At 73.5% G+C, this 15,886-nt stretch carries 13 protein-coding genes; 11 read left to right on the forward strand and 2 right to left on the reverse strand.

All coding sequences use genetic code 11. The annotated features are described in order from the left end of the window. The first annotated feature begins 74 nt into the window (after positions 1-74). From ACWERV_RS24755 to ACWERV_RS24780, 6 genes are all read left to right on the forward strand, one after another. Positions 75-713 (forward strand): GntR family transcriptional regulator, encoded by a 639-nt coding sequence (locus tag ACWERV_RS24755; protein ID WP_398191014.1) that lies wholly within the window; start codon positions 75-77, stop codon positions 711-713. 244 nt (positions 714-957) lie between these two features. After that, positions 958-3,657, forward strand: a complete 2,700-nt coding sequence (gene aceE, locus ACWERV_RS24760; protein ID WP_452936736.1) for a pyruvate dehydrogenase (acetyl-transferring), homodimeric type — start codon at positions 958-960, stop codon at positions 3,655-3,657. 165 nt (positions 3,658-3,822) lie between these two features. Next, complete coding sequence (locus tag ACWERV_RS24765; protein ID WP_452936739.1) at positions 3,823-4,821, forward strand: GNAT family N-acetyltransferase; 999 nt, start codon at positions 3,823-3,825, stop codon at positions 4,819-4,821. A gap of 186 nt (positions 4,822-5,007) precedes the next feature. Further along, a complete protein-coding gene (locus ACWERV_RS24770) occupies positions 5,008-5,520 on the forward strand; it encodes a DUF4240 domain-containing protein (protein WP_452936742.1) in 513 nt (170 codons plus the stop codon). Between the two features lie 125 nt (positions 5,521-5,645). After that, a complete protein-coding gene (locus ACWERV_RS24775; RefSeq protein ID WP_452936744.1) occupies positions 5,646-6,542 on the forward strand; it encodes a TIGR01777 family oxidoreductase in 897 nt (298 codons plus the stop codon). 166 nt (positions 6,543-6,708) lie between these two features. Beyond that, positions 6,709-7,977, forward strand: a complete 1,269-nt coding sequence (locus ACWERV_RS24780) for an NAD(P)/FAD-dependent oxidoreductase (protein WP_452936746.1) — start codon at positions 6,709-6,711, stop codon at positions 7,975-7,977. Between the two features lie 233 nt (positions 7,978-8,210). Here ACWERV_RS24780 and ACWERV_RS24785 read toward each other — a convergent pair whose 3' ends face one another. Next, complete coding sequence (locus ACWERV_RS24785) at positions 8,211-10,037, reverse strand: regulator (protein ID WP_452936749.1); 1,827 nt, start codon at positions 10,035-10,037, stop codon at positions 8,211-8,213. Between the two features lie 289 nt (positions 10,038-10,326). On the opposite strand from ACWERV_RS24785, the gene lipB reads away from it, so the two are divergent. The 4 genes from lipB to ACWERV_RS24805 all read left to right on the forward strand — a co-directional run bounded on the left by lipB (position 10,327) and on the right by ACWERV_RS24805 (position 13,441). Continuing rightward, positions 10,327-11,130, forward strand: coding sequence for a lipoyl(octanoyl) transferase LipB (lipB, locus tag ACWERV_RS24790; protein ID WP_452936751.1), 804 nt, complete (start codon positions 10,327-10,329; stop codon positions 11,128-11,130). A gap of 59 nt (positions 11,131-11,189) precedes the next feature. Continuing rightward, positions 11,190-12,167 carry a lipoyl synthase gene (lipA, locus tag ACWERV_RS24795; protein ID WP_452936754.1) on the forward strand — a complete coding sequence of 326 codons (978 nt, stop codon included), beginning with the start codon at positions 11,190-11,192 and terminating at the stop codon, positions 12,165-12,167. A gap of 251 nt (positions 12,168-12,418) precedes the next feature. Then, a complete protein-coding gene (locus tag ACWERV_RS24800; protein ID WP_398190991.1) occupies positions 12,419-12,697 on the forward strand; it encodes a hypothetical protein in 279 nt (92 codons plus the stop codon). Between the two features lie 66 nt (positions 12,698-12,763). Continuing rightward, the gene (locus tag ACWERV_RS24805) at positions 12,764-13,441 is read left to right on the forward strand and encodes a DUF4191 domain-containing protein (RefSeq protein WP_452936756.1); all 678 of its coding nucleotides are present in this window, start codon (positions 12,764-12,766) and stop codon (positions 13,439-13,441) included. A gap of 101 nt (positions 13,442-13,542) precedes the next feature. Here ACWERV_RS24805 and ACWERV_RS24810 read toward each other — a convergent pair whose 3' ends face one another. After that, positions 13,543-14,010 carry an RDD family protein gene (locus ACWERV_RS24810; RefSeq protein WP_398190985.1) on the reverse strand — a complete coding sequence of 156 codons (468 nt, stop codon included), beginning with the start codon at positions 14,008-14,010 and terminating at the stop codon, positions 13,543-13,545. Positions 14,011-14,207: 197 nt separating this feature from the next. On the opposite strand from ACWERV_RS24810, the gene glnA reads away from it, so the two are divergent. Further along, complete coding sequence (gene glnA, locus ACWERV_RS24815) at positions 14,208-15,617, forward strand: type I glutamate--ammonia ligase (RefSeq protein WP_398190982.1); 1,410 nt, start codon at positions 14,208-14,210, stop codon at positions 15,615-15,617. Positions 15,618-15,886 lie beyond the last annotated feature (269 nt).

Raw genomic sequence — 15,886 nt, forward strand, 5'->3', positions numbered from 1 at the left:
GCGGTCCGGTGAGAGGCAGGGTTGCTTCCGCGTCGTATCGTCTAAGGCACGCCACCCGTGAAGGAGCGCGCCCCATGACCCATGCCGCAGTCCCCCACCTGGTCGTGCACAGCCTCCGCGACCAGATCCGCGAGCACATCCTGGAGGGGATCGTCAGCGGCCGCTGGAAGCCGGGCGAGCGCATCGTGGAGCGCCGGATCGCGACCGAGCTGCAGGTCAGCCAGACGCCGGTGCGTGAGGCGCTGCGCGAGCTGGAGACGCTGCGGCTCATCGAGTCGGCGCCGAACAAGGGCGTGCGGGTGCGCCGGCTGACCGCGGCCGAGCTGCGGGAGAGCTATCCGGTGCGGGCGGGCCTGGAGCAGGTGGCGGCCGAGCTGGCGGCCCCGCGGCTGGCGGCGGACCCGTCGGCGCTGGAGCGGGAGGTCGAGGCGCTGCGGGTGGCGGACGCCGAGCTGGACGGCGAGGCGCAGGCCCGGCACACGGTGGCCTTCCACCACGAGATCGTCCGGGCGACCCACAACAAGGTGCTGCTGCACGCGTGGGAGGCGCTGGGCATCGAGGTGTGGACGACGCTGTCGATCCGCTGGCTGAGCCCCGCGCCGCGGGCGTACGCCGCCGAGCACCAGGAGATCGTGGACGCGTTCACGCGGCGCGACCCGGAGATCTGCGCGCTCATCAAATCGCATGTGATGAGCTGCGCTCCGCAGGTATAGGCATGCCGACGGCCGCATAATCGTCCGGGGTCCGCGGAGGGTCCGGCACGATTCGAAGGCGGAGCCGTGACGGCACGGCGTGCCTTGAAGGCTGGCACCCCGTGCCGACTTTGGATTCACCCCCTGACCAGCATTGATCGATCATCGATCGCGGAGGTATCGTCGATGCCAGAGGGCGAGCCCTGTCTGCCGACGAATCCCTTTCGCTCCTCATCACCTCCCTCCGTCCGGAAGGCGGCACCCCATGCCTGACGCCGTAGGCCGTACCCGGCCAGGTCAGCTCGATCAGATCCCCGATCGGGACCCGGAAGAGACCGCGGAATGGCTCGCGTCGTACGACGCGGTCACCCAGGCCGCCGGCCCGCACCGGGCCGCGTACCTGATGCGGCGCGTCCTCGACCACGCCTCGGCCGGCGACACCTCCGGCCCCGGCGGCGGCCCGGCGCTGCCCGCCCTCCTGGAGACGGAGTACGTCAACACCATCCCCACCGCCGCCGAGCCCGCCTACCCGGGCGACGAGGCGCTGGAGGCCCGGATCACCGCCTGGAACAGGTGGAACGCCGCGGCCATGGTCACCCGCGGCAGCAAGCTCGGCCTCGGCGGCCACATCGCCACCTTCGCGTCGGCGGCGTGGCTGTACGAGACGGGCTTCCAGCACTTCTTCCGCGGGAAGGAGGGCGGGGGCTCCGGCGACCAGCTCTACATCCAGGGCCACGCCTCCCCCGGCATCTACGCCCGCGCCTTCCTCGACGGCCGGCTCTCCGAGGCGCAGCTCGACCGCTTCCGGCAGGAGGCCGGCGGCGACGGCCTGCCCTCGTACCCGCACCCGCGGCGGCTGCCGTGGCTGTGGGAGTTCCCCACCGTCTCGATGGGCCTCGGTCCGCTGTCCGCGATCTACCAGGCGCGCTTCAACCGCTACCTGGAGCACCGCGGCATCAAGGACACCTCCGACTCGCGCGTGTGGGCCTTCCTCGGCGACGGCGAGATGGACGAGCCCGAGTCGACCGCCGCCCTGGCGCTCGCCGGACGCGAGGGCCTGGACAACCTGACCTTCGTCGTCAACTGCAACCTGCAGCGCCTCGACGGCCCGGTCCGCCCCAACTTCAAGATCGTGCAGGAGCTGGAGGCGCAGTTCCGCGCCGCCGGCTGGAACGTCGTGAAGGCCCTGTGGGGCTCGGCGTGGGACGCGGTCATCGCGCAGGACACCGAGGGCGCGCTGCTGCGGCGGCTGCGCGAGGTGCCGGACGCGCAGTTCCAGACGTACGCCACTCGCGACGCGGCCTACATCCGCGAGCACTTCTTCGGCGCCGACCCGGCGCTGCGCGCGCTCGGCGGCACGCTCGCCGACGCCAAGCTGCTGGAGCTGTTCCAGACCTCGCGCGCCGGGCACGAGCCGCGCAAGGTCTACGCGGCCTACCGCGCGGCCGTCGAGCACAAGGGCGCCCCGACGGTGATCCTGGCCCAGACCGTCAAGGGCCACACCCTCGGCGCGGGCTTCGAGTCGCGCAACGCCAACCACCAGATGAAGAAGCTCACGCTCACGCAGTTCCGCACCATGCGCGACCTGCTGGAGCTGCCGATCCCGGACAGCGCGCTGGCCGGGGACACCGTCCCGTACTGGCACCCGGGCGAGGACTCCGCCGAGATGCGCTACCTGCGCGAGCGGCGCGCCGCGCTCGGCGGTCCGGCCCCGGCCCGCCGGGTCACCGCGCGGCCGCTGCCGCTGCCGGCCGCGGACAACAAGGCGTACAAGGCGCTGGAGCAGGGCTCGGGCACGCAGGAGATCGCCACCACGATGGCGTTCGTCCGGCTGGTCAAGGACCTGATGCGGGAGAAGGAGACCGGCCGCCGCTGGGTGCCCGTCGTCCCCGACGAGGCGCGCACCTTCGGCATGGAGTCGCTCTTCCCGTCCGCGGGCCTGTACTCGCCCAAGGGCCAGACGTACGACCCGGTCGACCGCGACCAGCTGCTTTACTACAAGGAGGCGAAGGACGGCCAGATCCTCAACGAGGGGATCACCGAGGCCGGTTCGCTCGCCGACTTCACCGCGGCGGCCACGTCGTACGCCACGCACGGCGAGCCGATGATCCCGTTCTACATCTTCTACTCGATGTTCGGGTTCCAGCGCACCGCCGACCAGTTCTGGGCGCTCGCCGACCAGCTGGGCCGCGGCTTCGTGATCGGTGCGACCGCCGGCCGCACCACGATGACCGGTGAGGGCCTCCAGCACGCCGACGGCCACTCCCACCTGCTCGCCTCCACCAACCCGGCGGCGCTCTCCTACGACCCGGCGTTCGCGTACGAGGTCGGGGTGATCGTCCGCGAGGGCCTGCGGCGCATGTACGGGCCCGACGCCGAGGACGTCTTCTACTACCTGACGGTCTACAACGAGCCGAAGGTGCAGCCCGCGATGCCCGCGGGCGCCGAGGAGGGCATCCTCAAGGGCCTCTACCGCTACCAGGAGGCCGCCGGCGCCGCGGCCGGCGCCCCGCGGCTCCAGCTGCTCGCCTCCGGCACCGCGATCCACTGGGCGCTCGACGCGCAGCGGCTGCTCGCCGACGACTGGGGCGTGGCCGCCGACGTGTGGTCCGCGCCGTCCTGGACCGAGCTGCGGCGCGAGGCCATGGAGTGCGACGCGGCGCGGCTGCGCGGCGAGGAGCGCACCCCGTACGTGACACGGGCGCTGGAGGGCGCGCCGGGCCCGGTCGTCGCGGTCAGCGACTGGATGCGGGCGGTGCCCGACCAGATCGCCCCGTGGGTCGAGCAGGACTGGACGTCGGTCGGCACGGACGGGTTCGGCCTGTCCGACACCCGCGACGCCGCCCGCCGCCACTTCGGCGTCGACCCGCAGTCCCTGACCGTCCAGGCCCTCGCGGCACTCGCCCGCCGCGGTGACATCGAGCCGTCGAAGGTCAAGGAGGCGGCGCAGCGCTACGGCCTCTGAGCCCGCGGCGCGGGTACGGGGCCACGTGCCCCGTACCCGCGCTGCGCCGTTCGGCGGGCCGCGGCCCGTCCTGGCCCAAGTGCCCTGACGCTTGGGGGAATTGGGCAGCATTGTTGGCCCGAAAGGGATTGCGGGGTGTTACACGTACCCGCTAGCTTGCCCCGGATGCCTGCCAACCCCACCCCGCTGGCCGCCCCCACGGCGGAGGACCTGCACGCCTGGTACCGCGTGCAGTCGGCCGCGTTCGCGCACGACCGGCCCGGTGAGCCGGTGCCCTCGCACGCCGCGGTCCGGGCGCGGCTGACCACGACCGGCAGCGGCCGCCGGCAGGTGCTGTGGCTGCTGCGCGGCGCGGCCTCCGACCCGGTGGCCACCGCGTCCCTCCGCCTCCCGGCGGACACGGACGGCACCGCGGCCGTCGGCGAGATCCGGATGACCGTGCACCCGGCGCACCGCCGGCTCGGCACGGGCTCACGGCTGCTCGCGACCGTCACCGAGGCGGCGGCCGCGGAGGGCTGCGGCAGCCTCGTCGGCGAGGTCACGTCCGGCACCTCCGGCGAGGGCTTCCTCGCCACCCGCGGCTTCGTCCCGGTCCTGCGCCGCACCTGGCAGCGGCTGCCGCTGGACGACCTGCCCGCCGCCGTCGCCAAGCTCCCCGACGTACCGCACCCCGGCTACCGGCTCACCGCCTGGGAGGGCGCGGCCCCCGACACCCTCGCCGACGGCTTCACCGCCGCCCTGCGCACCCTCCCGCCGCTCCCCCCGGAAGCCGGACTCGCCCCGGGCGCGACCCGCTGGGACCCCTCGTGCGTCCACGAGACCGCCGAGCTGGCCGCCCGCCGCGGCGACCGGCTGCTCACCGTCGCCGCGCTGCACGACACCGGCGACCTCGTCGGCTACGCCACCGTGCTGCTCCCCGGCGACGGCGCGCGCCGCGCCCGCCAGTACGACGCCGCGGTCGTCCCCGACCACCGCGGCAACGGCCTCGCCCTGTGGATGACGGCCGAGCTGCTGCGCCGCACCGCCGCCGCGCAGCCGGGCCTGACCGAGCTGTACACCGCCGTCCCCGACGACAACCGCCACCTGCTCACCGTCAACGCGACGCTGGGCTTCCGTCCGCTGCGCCGCACCGTCCGCTACCGCCACCGGCTGCGCGGTCGCTGAGCCGCACACCCCGCGGGCGCACGCACCTTTCGGGCGTACGCCCCGTGGGCGGGCCTTTCGGGCGTGCCGGCCGGGCGCGGGGCCGGGGCCGCGCGCCGTGCCGCGCACCGGTGTGCGTAACGACACGGACGCGTCCGGCGGAGATCGCGTGCATGCGCCCGCGGCAACCGGGAAGCTGGACCGGTGATGGACGAGACGGAGTTCTGGGAGATCGTCGACAGCACGCGCGAAGCGGCGGGCGGCGATCCGGACGAGCACGCGGACCTGCTCGTCGAGCGCCTCACCCGGCTCGACCCGGAGGCCGTGCTCGACTTCGCACGGCACTTCGAGACCCGCTTCGTGCGGGCCTTCCACTGGGACCTGTGGGCCGCCGCCGACATCATGCTCGGCGGCGCCGACGAGGAGTCCTTCGACTACTTCCGCTGCTGGCTCATCTCCCAGGGCCGGCACGTCTTCGAGGGCGCCCTCGCCGCGCCCGACGACCTCGCCGAGCTGGTCCCCGGCTTCGACCCCGACACGGACGGCGACGCGGAGGACGTCGGCTACGCAGCCGACGAGGCGTACGAGCGGCTCACCGCGCTCCCGCTGCCCGACCTGGGGCTGCCGCCCCAGGAGGACCCCGAGGGCGAGGCCCTCGACTTCGACGACTCCACGGCGATGGCGGCGAGGCTGCCGCGTCTGTGGGACGCGTACGCCTGAGCTCGCCGCTGCGGGGCGCCCCGCGTGGCGGCGCGGACCCGTCCGGAGCGGACGGCGGAACAGAACGACGCAGCAGAACCGCGTGCCCGGCGGCGGGGGCGTGCGCTCCGGGAGAGGATGAGGGCATGCGGATTGCCGTCACAGGTGCGTCGGGACTCATCGGGGGTGCGCTGCGCGCGGGGTTGGAGCGCGACGGGCACGAGGTCGTACGGCTGGTCCGGCGCGAGCCGGCGGGCCCGGACGAGGTGCGGTGGGATCCGGCGGCGGGCCGGCTCGACCCGCGGGACCTCACCGGCGTCGAGGCCGTCGTCCACCTCGCGGGCGCCGGCGTCGGCGACCGGCGCTGGACCGCGGCCCGCAAGAAGGTGCTGTACGACAGCCGGGTCGTCGGCACCCGGACGCTCGCCGAGGCGCTCGCCGCGATGGACGTCCCCCCGCGCGTCCTGGTGTGCGGCTCCGCGATCGGCTACTACGGCGACACGGGCGACCGGCCCGTCGACGAATCCGCCCCCGCCGGGCACGGCTTCCTCGCGGAGCTGGTCCGCGACTGGGAGGCCGCGGCGCAGCCGGCCGCGGCGGCGGGGATCCGTACCGCGTTCGCCCGTACGGGCCTGGTCGTGGCGCGCGAGGGCGGCGCGTGGGGGCGGCTCTTCCCCATCTTCAGGGCGGGCCTGGGCGGCCGGCTCGGCAACGGGCGGCAGTTCTGGAGCTTCATCTCGCTGCGGGACGAGCTCGCGGCGCTGCGGCACATCCTCGACACGCCCGCCCTCACCGGCCCGGTCAACCTGACCGCGCCCGAGCCGCTGACGAACCGTGAGGTCACCGCGGCGATGGGCCGCGTCCTGCACCGGCCGACGCTCGCGGCCGTACCGGCACCGGTGCTGCGGGCGGCGCTCGGCGAGTTCGCCGGGGACGTGCTGGGCAGCCAGCGGGTGCTGCCCGCGCGGCTGCTGGAGTCCGGCTTCACCTTCGCGCAGCCCGGCATCGACGACGCGATCCGGGCGGCGTTGCGTACCGGATAAGGCCGGATCAGGCCGGTTGCGCCCGCATCAAGGACCTTTGATGAGGGCATGACCCTTACCAGCGTTCCGCGCCGCGCGCGCCCCACCGACCGAGCCGCACCGGTCGCGCGCCCCGCGCGGGCGCCTTACGAGCGGGGAGTCGACCCGAACCTCGGGGAGGGACATCGTGCTGTCAGCACGCGGCAAGACCACGGCACCTGTGGACGTCATCGTGATCGGAGCGGGCCTCGCGGGCCTGGCCGCAGCGCACCATCTGCTGGACGCGGGCCTGACGGTCGGCGTGCTGGAGGCCACGGAACGGGTCGGCGGCCGGATGGCCACCGACACCGTCGACGGCTTCCGGCTCGACCGCAGGCCGCAACTGCTCAACACTTCCTACCCGGAATTCCACCGGGTGCCCGGCCTGCGCGGACTGCCGCTCGCCGCGCTCGCGCCCGGCGCGCTCGTCCGCGCCGGGGGACGCGGCTACCGGGTCGGCGACCCGCGCGGCATACGGGCCGCGGGCCTCGGCTCCGCGCTGGACCGCGCCCGGCTCGCCGCGACCCTCGGGCGGCTCGCCGGAGCACCCGACGGGCGGCTCGCCGCGCGTCCCGAGACGACCGCCGCGCAGGCCCTGGCCCGGCGCGGCTTCGCGCCGCGCAGCGTCGAGGGCTTCCTGCGACCGCTGCTGGCCGCGCTGCTGTGCGACCCCGAGCTCCAAACGTCCAGCCGGGTCGCCGACCTGGTGCTGCGCGGCTTCGCCCGGGGCCGCACCTGCGTACCGGCCGGGGGCGCGGCGAGCCTGCCCGAACGCCTCGCGGCCGCGCTGCCGCCGGGCACGGTACGGCTGGGTACGCGCGCGGAGCGGGTCGCGGTGCACAGCGTGCGCACCGCGGACGGCACGGAACTGCCCTGCCGGGCGGTGCTCGTGGCCACGGGCGCGCGGGCCGCGGCGGACCTGCTGCCGGGGCTGCGGGTGCCGGGCTTCCACCAGGTGACGGTCTACCACCACACCGCGCCGGCCGCGCCCCTGCGGGAACCGGTGCTCGTCCTGGACGCGGACCGGCTCGGGCCCGTCTCCCATTCGCTGCCCGCCTCGGCGATCGACCCGACCCGCGCGCCCGCCGGACGCCCCCTGATCACCTCGGTCGTCCTCGGCCCACCGCCGGACGGCGACTCCGACAAGACCGTACGGGCGCATCTCGCGGAGCTGTACGACACGCCGACGGACGAGTGGGAGCTGCTCGGGGTCCGCACCGACCCCGAGGCGGTCGCCGCGATGCCCGCGCCGCACGACCTGCACCGGCCCGTGCGGCTCCTCGACGGCCTCTACGTCTGCGGCTCGCACCGCACCTCCAGCACGGTGCAGGGCGCGCTGATCTCCGCGCGCCGCGCCGCTTCCACGGTGGCCCGTGACGCCCTCCCCTCCCCCTCCCCCCACCAGGCCGCAGCCTGACCCCACCCCGGCGGCTTGCGCTGCCGCGCGGGGCACCACCAGGGGCGCGTGGGGGTACCCCCAGGCGAAGCTCTGGGGGAGAACGGAGCGAGCAACCCACCACCGGCCGGGGGTCCGGGACGGACCGAAGTGCCCCTTCGGGCCGGTGACGACCCGCGCCACCGTCGTGGCTGAGCGCGCAGTTCCCCGCGCCCCCAAAAACGCTCGCCCCGCGCGGGAGCGCAGGCGCGGGGTCAGAGGGGGAGGCCCGCGGGGGATGTGCGGGTGAAGAAGGCGCGGGCGGCGGAGGTGTCGCGGTAGGGGTCGAGACGCCGCGCGAAGTCCCGCGCGTAGTCCGCCGCGCGAGCGGACCGCATGTCGGCGGCCCCGCGGACGACCTCCGCCCCGAGGGCGCACGCCGCGTCCACCTCGCCGAGGGCGAGCCGCGCGGAGGCGAGGACGGCGCGGCAGAAGAGCCGGCTGCGGGCGTATCCGGCGGCGCGCAGCTGGAGGGAGCGTTCGGCCTGCGCGACCGCGGCCCGGTACTGGCCGAGGTCGCGGTGGCAGTGGCCGAACTCGTCGGCGAGCTGGGCCTCGTCGAAGAAGCGCGCCCAGGGGGGCAGTTCGTCGCCGGGGCGGGCTGCGGCGTAGGCGCGTTCGGCGCGGGCGAGTGCGGCGGTGCAGGCGCGGGTCTCGCCGAGGACGCCGTGTCCGCGTGCCTCGGCGGCGTGCAGCAGTGCCCGCACCGCGGGCGGCGCCGACGTGCCGACGCCCTGCTGGGCGACCCGGGCGAGCTGCACGGCTTCGCGTCCGTGTCCGAGGTAGACCGCCTGGCGGCTCATCGTGACGAGGACGTACCCGCCGTGGACGCGGTCGCCCGCGGCCTGGGTGAGGCGCAGCGCCTGGACGAAGTAGCGCTGGGCGAGGCCGTGCGCCCCGATGTCGTAGGAGGTCCACCCGGCGAGCCGGGTGAGGTCGGCGACGGCGGCGAAGAGCCGGCGGCCCTGGGTCTCGCCGTAGCTGCCGCGCAGCATGGGTTCGGCCTCGTGTTCGAGGTAGCGGACGAGGGCCTGGCGGGCGTGGCCGCCGCCGTAGGCGTGGTCGAGGGTGCGGAAGAGGTCGCCGACGGCGCGCAGCGCCGCGATGTCCCCGGCGCCGACGCGGCCCACGGCGGCGGGCGGGAGGGCGCGGCCGTCCGGTCCGGCGCCGCGCTGCGGGCCGCGGCTCTGCGCGGGCACCCGCGCCCCGCCGTCGGCGCCCGGACGGGCCGGGCCGTACGCGGCGACGGGTCCGCGCGCGGGGCCGCCGTACGCTCCTCCGGGCAGGAGGCCCGGGGGGCGTGCGGCGGTGGCGGTGCCGGGCGGCGGGGTGCGCGGGACGGCGGTGGTGCGGGACTGCGGGACGGGGGTGGACAGGCGGCTCACGGAGTCGTCGGCGGCGCCGATGAGCCAGTCGCGGCTGGGGACGACGAGGCCCGCCGGGGAGAAGGCGATCTTGCGCAGTTCGGCCTGGTTGCCGGTGTCCTTGCGCCACAGGCCGCTCACGATGTCGATGGCCTCGGCGGCGCCGGCGGCGTATTCGAGTCCGGCGTAGACGGGCGCGCACGCGTCGAGCCCGAGGTCCTGGGCGGACAGCCGGCGGCCGAGGCGCTGGGTGAAGACCTCGGCGATGAGCGCGGGTGTGGTGCCGCGCGGCTGCTGGCCGCGCAGCCAGCGGGTCACGGAGGTCTTATCGTAGCGCAGGTCGAGCCCGTGTTCCTGGCCGAGGCGGTCGACCCGGCGGGCGAGGCCGGCGTGCGAGAAGCCTGCTTCGGCGATGAGCGCGGCGAGCCGGGCGTTGCGGTGCTGGGTGCGTTCGCCGCGGCCGGTGCCGGCGGGCCCGCCGGGTTCGGCGGGGCCGGTCCGCGGGTCCTGGCCGGTTTCGGGGTCGGTGTCGAGGGCCGTCTGCTGCGCCGCGTCCGCCGTGTCCGGTGCGGACTGCGCGGGCGGCGGGTGGTGGCCGGTGGCGGTGGGGCGTCCGGGCCCGGGGGCGGGGACGGCGGAGGGCGCGTTCGGGGTGCGCGGCGTGACACTGTCGGCCATCGGCGGTACGGCCCTCTTCCCATGCGGCAACGTCGGATCGGCGCGAATGTAACGGCCGGGGCCGTCCGGCTCGCCACAAGAGCCCCGTATTCGTCCGATTGAGCGACAACGGTCCGCATTGCCGGGTAAGCAACCCGCGCCGGTGGTGGTCACCGTGGTATGGGTCACGCCGTCGCACGCCCGGCGGGCCCGCCCCGCGCAGGGTTGCTCCGCGCGTCCGCCGTACAGTTGACGGGGCGCCTCACGACAACCCGCGTCGGCCGCGCCGCCGCACCGCGAAGGAGTCGCCGTGAGTGAGCTGAAGTTCGTTCACCTGGGTTTCGGGCCCGACGCCGTGGAGTACCAGGAGGCGTGGCAGCAACAGCGCACGGTGCACGCGGCGCGGTTCGCCGACGAGATCCCGGACACCGTCCTGCTGCTGGAGCACCCGCCGGTCTACACCGCGGGGCGGCGTACGGCGGACAGCGAGCGCCCGCTGGACGGCACCCCGGTGGTGGACGTCGACCGCGGCGGCAAGATCACCTGGCACGGCCCCGGCCAGCTCGTGGGTTACCCGATCCTGAAGCTGCCGCGCCCGGTGGACGTCGTGGCGCACGTCCGCCGGATCGAGGAGGCCCTGATCCGGGTGGCCGCCGACTTCGGCGTCGAGACCTCCCGGGTGGAGGGGCGCAGCGGGGTGTGGGTGCTGGGCGACCCGGTCGAGAAGCGGCCGAGCGGGCTGACGCTGGACTTCGACCCGCGGCTGACCGACGACGAGTTCGACCCGCGGCTCAACGGCCCGGAGTACGCGCCCTCCAACGCCGGCCAGCGGCGCGAGGACCGCAAGCTCGCGGCGATCGGCATCCGCGTCGCCAAGGGCGTGACCATGCACGGCTTCGCCCTCAACTGCGACCCCGACACCACCTGGTACGACCGCATCGTGCCGTGCGGCATCCGGGACGCCGGTGTCACCTCGCTCGCGGAGGAGCTGGGCCGGGACGTCACCGTCGCCGAGGTGCTGCCGGTCGTCGAGAAGCACCTCGCGGACGTCCTGACCACGGCCGTCCCGCTGCCCCGGGTCATCGACGAGCCGTCCAGGAATTCCGCGGCGTAAGCTGGCGTTCACCGAAGAATCAAAGCCTCAGGCACAATCTCAGCTTTAGGGAGCCGGTCGTGTCCGCAGTCTCACCCGACGGACGCAAGATGCTGCGCCTGGAGGTCCGCAACAGCGAGACCCCCATCGAGCGCAAGCCCGAGTGGATCAAGACCCGGGCGAAGATGGGCCCCGAGTACACCCAGATGCAGTCGCTCGTGAAGCGCGAGGGCCTGCACACGGTGTGCCAGGAGGCCGGCTGTCCCAACATCTACGAATGCTGGGAGGACCGCGAGGCGACGTTCCTGATCGGCGGCGACCAGTGCACCCGGCGCTGCGACTTCTGCCAGATCGACACCGGCAAGCCGCAGGCGCTGGACCGCGACGAGCCGCGCCGCGTCGGCGAGTCCGTCGTCACGATGGACCTGAACTACGCCACGATCACCGGTGTCGCGCGCGACGACCTGGCGGACGGCGGCGCCTGGCTGTACGCCGAGACGGTGCGGCAGATCCACGCGATGACCGCCGACCGGGCCGCCGGACGCACCAAGGTCGAGCTGCTCATCCCCGACTTCAACGCGGTGCCCGAGCAGCTCGCCGAGGTCTTCGGGGCGCGCCCGGAGGTGCTGGCGCACAACGTCGAGACGGTGCCGCGGATCTTCCGCCGGATCCGCCCCGGCTTCCGCTACGAGCGCTCCCTGGAAGTGATCACGCGGGCCCGCGAGGCGGGCCTGGTGACCAAGTCGAACCTGATCCTGGGCATGGGCGAGGAGCGCGCCGAGATCAGCCAGGCGCTGCAGGACCTGCACGACGCGGGCTGCGAGCTCATCACCATCACGCAGTACCTGCGCCCCTCCGTGCGGCACCACCCGGTGGAGCGCTGGGTCAAGCCCGCGGAGTTCGTGGAGCTGAAGGAGGAGGCCGAGGAGATCGGCTTCGCCGGTGTCATGTCGGGCCCGCTGGTCCGCTCGTCCTACCGCGCCGGGCGCCTCTTCCAGCAGGCCGTCGACCGCCGCGCGCGGCTGGGCGCGGTGCCCGGCGCGGTGCACGCGGGCTGAGCCGCCGGGGGGCTCGGGTGTGAGTCCCCTCACCTGGCCCTGCCGGGCTGCCGGAAGAGTGACCTGGCGGGGCGGGGTGCGGGCGGGGGTGGGGCTTTCATGTGAGATTGACCGGGTGGTCACCGGCTGGTAACACGTTGTCGCGAGCCTGGTTCTCACGGCCGGTACGGGAGTCCGCCCACCCCGTCCGCGCCACGTACGACACAGCACCGCGCACTCCGGTTCGTCTCGTTGCCTCTGAGGGGGACGCCATGCCGTCCGAGTCGGTCCACGCCCGTCCGCACCTGCATCTGCACCTGCCCACGCACACGCCGGTGGCCGGCGCGCTGCGAGCTGTCGAATCGTTTCTGCTGCGTGGTGGCCAGCAGACCGCCCGGCGCAACGCCTGGGCGTCCGTCGTCGCCGACCGGCAGCGCGCCCGGGACCGCCGGGAGGCCGAGCACGAGATGGCGGCCCTGACGACCGGCGCCGTCCCGGACCCGGCGGCGGCCCTGGCCACGGCCGCGCGCGAGGACGCCGTACGCGACTGAGCCGGACCCCGGCACAGCAGGTGGTCGCCGTGACGGGCGAGCTCGCGGCCACGTATCCTTTGCCCCATGGCGAGGAAGACATCCGAGAACCCTGGGCGACTGGCACAGATCGCTCAGACGTACAAGATGACCCGGCAGGCCGACCCCAAGGTCGGGCTGATCGTGGCGGCTGTGGGAATCGTCACCTTCGGTGTCATCCTCGCACTCGGATTCCTGATCGATCATCCGATCTGGGCCGGGATCCTGGGCTTCCTGCTGGCCTTCCTCGCGATGGCGGTGATCTTCGGCCGCCGCGCCGAGAAGGCCGCCTTCGGGCAGCTGGAGGGCAAGCCCGGCGCGGCCGCGGCAGTGCTCCAGAACGTGGGCCGCGGCTGGACCGTGACACCGGCGGTGGCCATGAACAAGAGCCAGGACGTGGTGCACCGGGCGGTCGGCAAGGCCGGCGTGGTGCTGATCGGCGAGGGCAACCCGAACCGCGTCAAGGGCCTGCTGGCCAACGAGAAGAAGAAGGTCGCCCGGATCGTCTACGACGTGCCGGTGCACGACTACATCGTGGGCACGGGCGAGGGCGAGCTGTCCCTCAAGAAGCTGCGGACGACCCTGCTGCGTCTCCCCCGCACCCTGACCGGCCCGCAGACCACCCAGGTCAACGACCGGCTGCGCGCGCTGGGCGACCCGATGTCCAAGCTGCCCATCCCGAAGGGCCCGCTCCCCAAGGGCATGCGGATGCCCAAGGGCCGCTGACCTCTCCCTCACCTGACCCGGAAGGGCGCTCCCGGCACGGGGGCGCCCTTTCCGGCGTCCGGGCCCTGCCGCTCGCGGGCCGGACCGGACGGCCCGGCGGGCTAGACGCGGATCTGGACGGTCTTGACGGCCCTGTCGTGCAGGCCGCGCGTGTCGCGGTCGAAGACGACGGCCGGGACGACCAGCAGCACCAGCACGGTGCGCAGGACCGCGCCCAGCGGGGTGAGGCGCTTGCCGTCGATCTGCACGACCCGGGTCCGCATGATGAGCTTGCCGGGCGTCGCGCCGACGAGCGCGAGACCGATCATGCTCACCGCGCCGAACACCAGCAGCGCCCAGTTGTTCGCCAGATGGGCGTGACGGTGCGCGAGCAGACCGTATGCGATCAGTACGCTGAGGAACCAGTCGATGAACAGCGCGGCGATACGCCGGCCGACGGAGGCGATGGAGCCGGGCCCGTTCTCCGGGAGCCCGAGGCGCTCACCGCGGTACCCGAATTCCACGCCCATCTTCTCGGCTGCCGCACGGGGCCCCGAGAGCCACGATCCGATGACTTCCCTGTTGTCCACCCGACCACGGTAACCCCCGGACGGCCCAGCGCCGCGCCCCGGGGACCCGGTGCGCCACCACCCGGTTAACACCTACGAAACAAATGGGTCATGCTTGAGAAATGCCAGGTCCTTAAGGTCATGGCAGTGTGGGCGCGCCCAGTGGCCGCACCTCGATCGCCAGCCCCGGCCGGTCGGCCGGGCCTAGGAGGAGTGGGATGTTCCAGAACGCCGACGACGTCAACAAGTTCATCTCGGACGAGGGCGTCAAGTTCGTCGACGTCCGGTTCTGTGACCTGCCCGGTGTCATGCAGCACTTCACGGTCCCGGCATCGGCGTTCGACCCGAGCGAGGAACTCGCCTTCGACGGCTCGTCCATCCGGGGCTTCCAGGCGATCCACGAGTCGGACATGGCGCTGCGCGCCGACCTGTCCACGGCGCGCGTGGACCCCTTCCGCCGCGACAAGACGCTGAACATCAACTTCTTCATCCACGACCCGATCACGGGTGAGCAGTACAGCCGCGACCCGCGCAACGTCGCGAAGAAGGCCGAGGCCTACCTCGCGTCGACCGGCATCGCCGACACCGCGTACTTCGGCCCGGAGGCGGAGTTCTACGTCTTCGACAGCGTCCGCTTCCAGACGTCGTCGAACGAGTCCTTCTACCACATCGACTCCGAGGCCGGCGCCTGGAACACCGGCGCCCTGGAGAACAACCGCGGCTACAAGGTCCGCTACAAGGGCGGCTACTTCCCGACCCCGCCGGTCGACCACTTCGCCGACCTGCGCGCCGAGATCAGCCTGGAGCTGGAGAAGTCCGGCCTCCAGGTCGAGCGCCAGCACCACGAGGTCGGCACCGCGGGCCAGGCCGAGATCAACTACAAGTTCAACACGCTGCTGGCCGCCGCCGACGACCTGATGCTCTTCAAGTACATCGTGAAGAACGTCGCCTGGCGCAACGGCAAGACCGCAACCTTCATGCCCAAGCCGATCTTCGGCGACAACGGCTCCGGCATGCACGTCCACCAGTCCCTGTGGTCGGGCGGCAACCCGCTCTTCTACGACGAGCAGGGCTACGCGGGCCTGTCCGACACCGCCCGCTTCTACATCGGCGGCATCCTCAAGCACGCCCCGTCGCTGCTGGCCTTCACCAACCCGACGGTGAACTCCTACCACCGCCTGGTCCCCGGCTTCGAGGCCCCGGTCAACCTGGTCTACTCGCAGCGCAACCGCTCGGCCGCGATGCGTATCCCGATCACCGGCTCGAACCCCAAGGCCAAGCGCGTCGAGTTCCGCGCCCCCGACCCGTCCTCCAACCCGTACCTGGCCTTCTCCGCCCTCCTCCTGGCCGGCCTGGACGGCGTCAAGAACAAGATCGAGCCCGCCGAGCCGATCGACAAGGACCTCTACGAGCTGGCCCCCGAAGAGCACGCCGGCGTCCCCCAGGTCCCGACCTCCCTCCCCGCGGTCCTCACCGCCCTGGAGGAGGACAACGAATACCTCCAGGCCGGCGGCGTCTTCACCGCCGACCTGATCGAGACCTGGATCGACTTCAAGCGCACCCACGAGATCGCCCCGATCCAGCTCCGCCCGCACCCGCACGAGTTCGAGCTCTACTTCGACCTCTAGAAGTACCTCTGACCTGCGGAAACGCAGTTCGATCTCCTGCCGTTTCCGCAGGTCAGCGCGCCGCTGACCTGCGGAAACACTGGCTTCCCGAGTCACGCCGTGCACTCTGGCGCTCGCGATGTGAAATGGGAGTGCACTGAGTTCGATCCCGGATCGTCGACAAGTACTGCGACCAGGCCAGACTCGAACGAGTTCGGGCAGGGTGTCGCGTTTCGCGACGCAAAGCCCGAGGCCCCGGCTGTCGGACTTCGGATCGGGGGTTTCGTTTC

This window comes from Streptomyces sp. NPDC004031 (assembly GCF_053604375.1).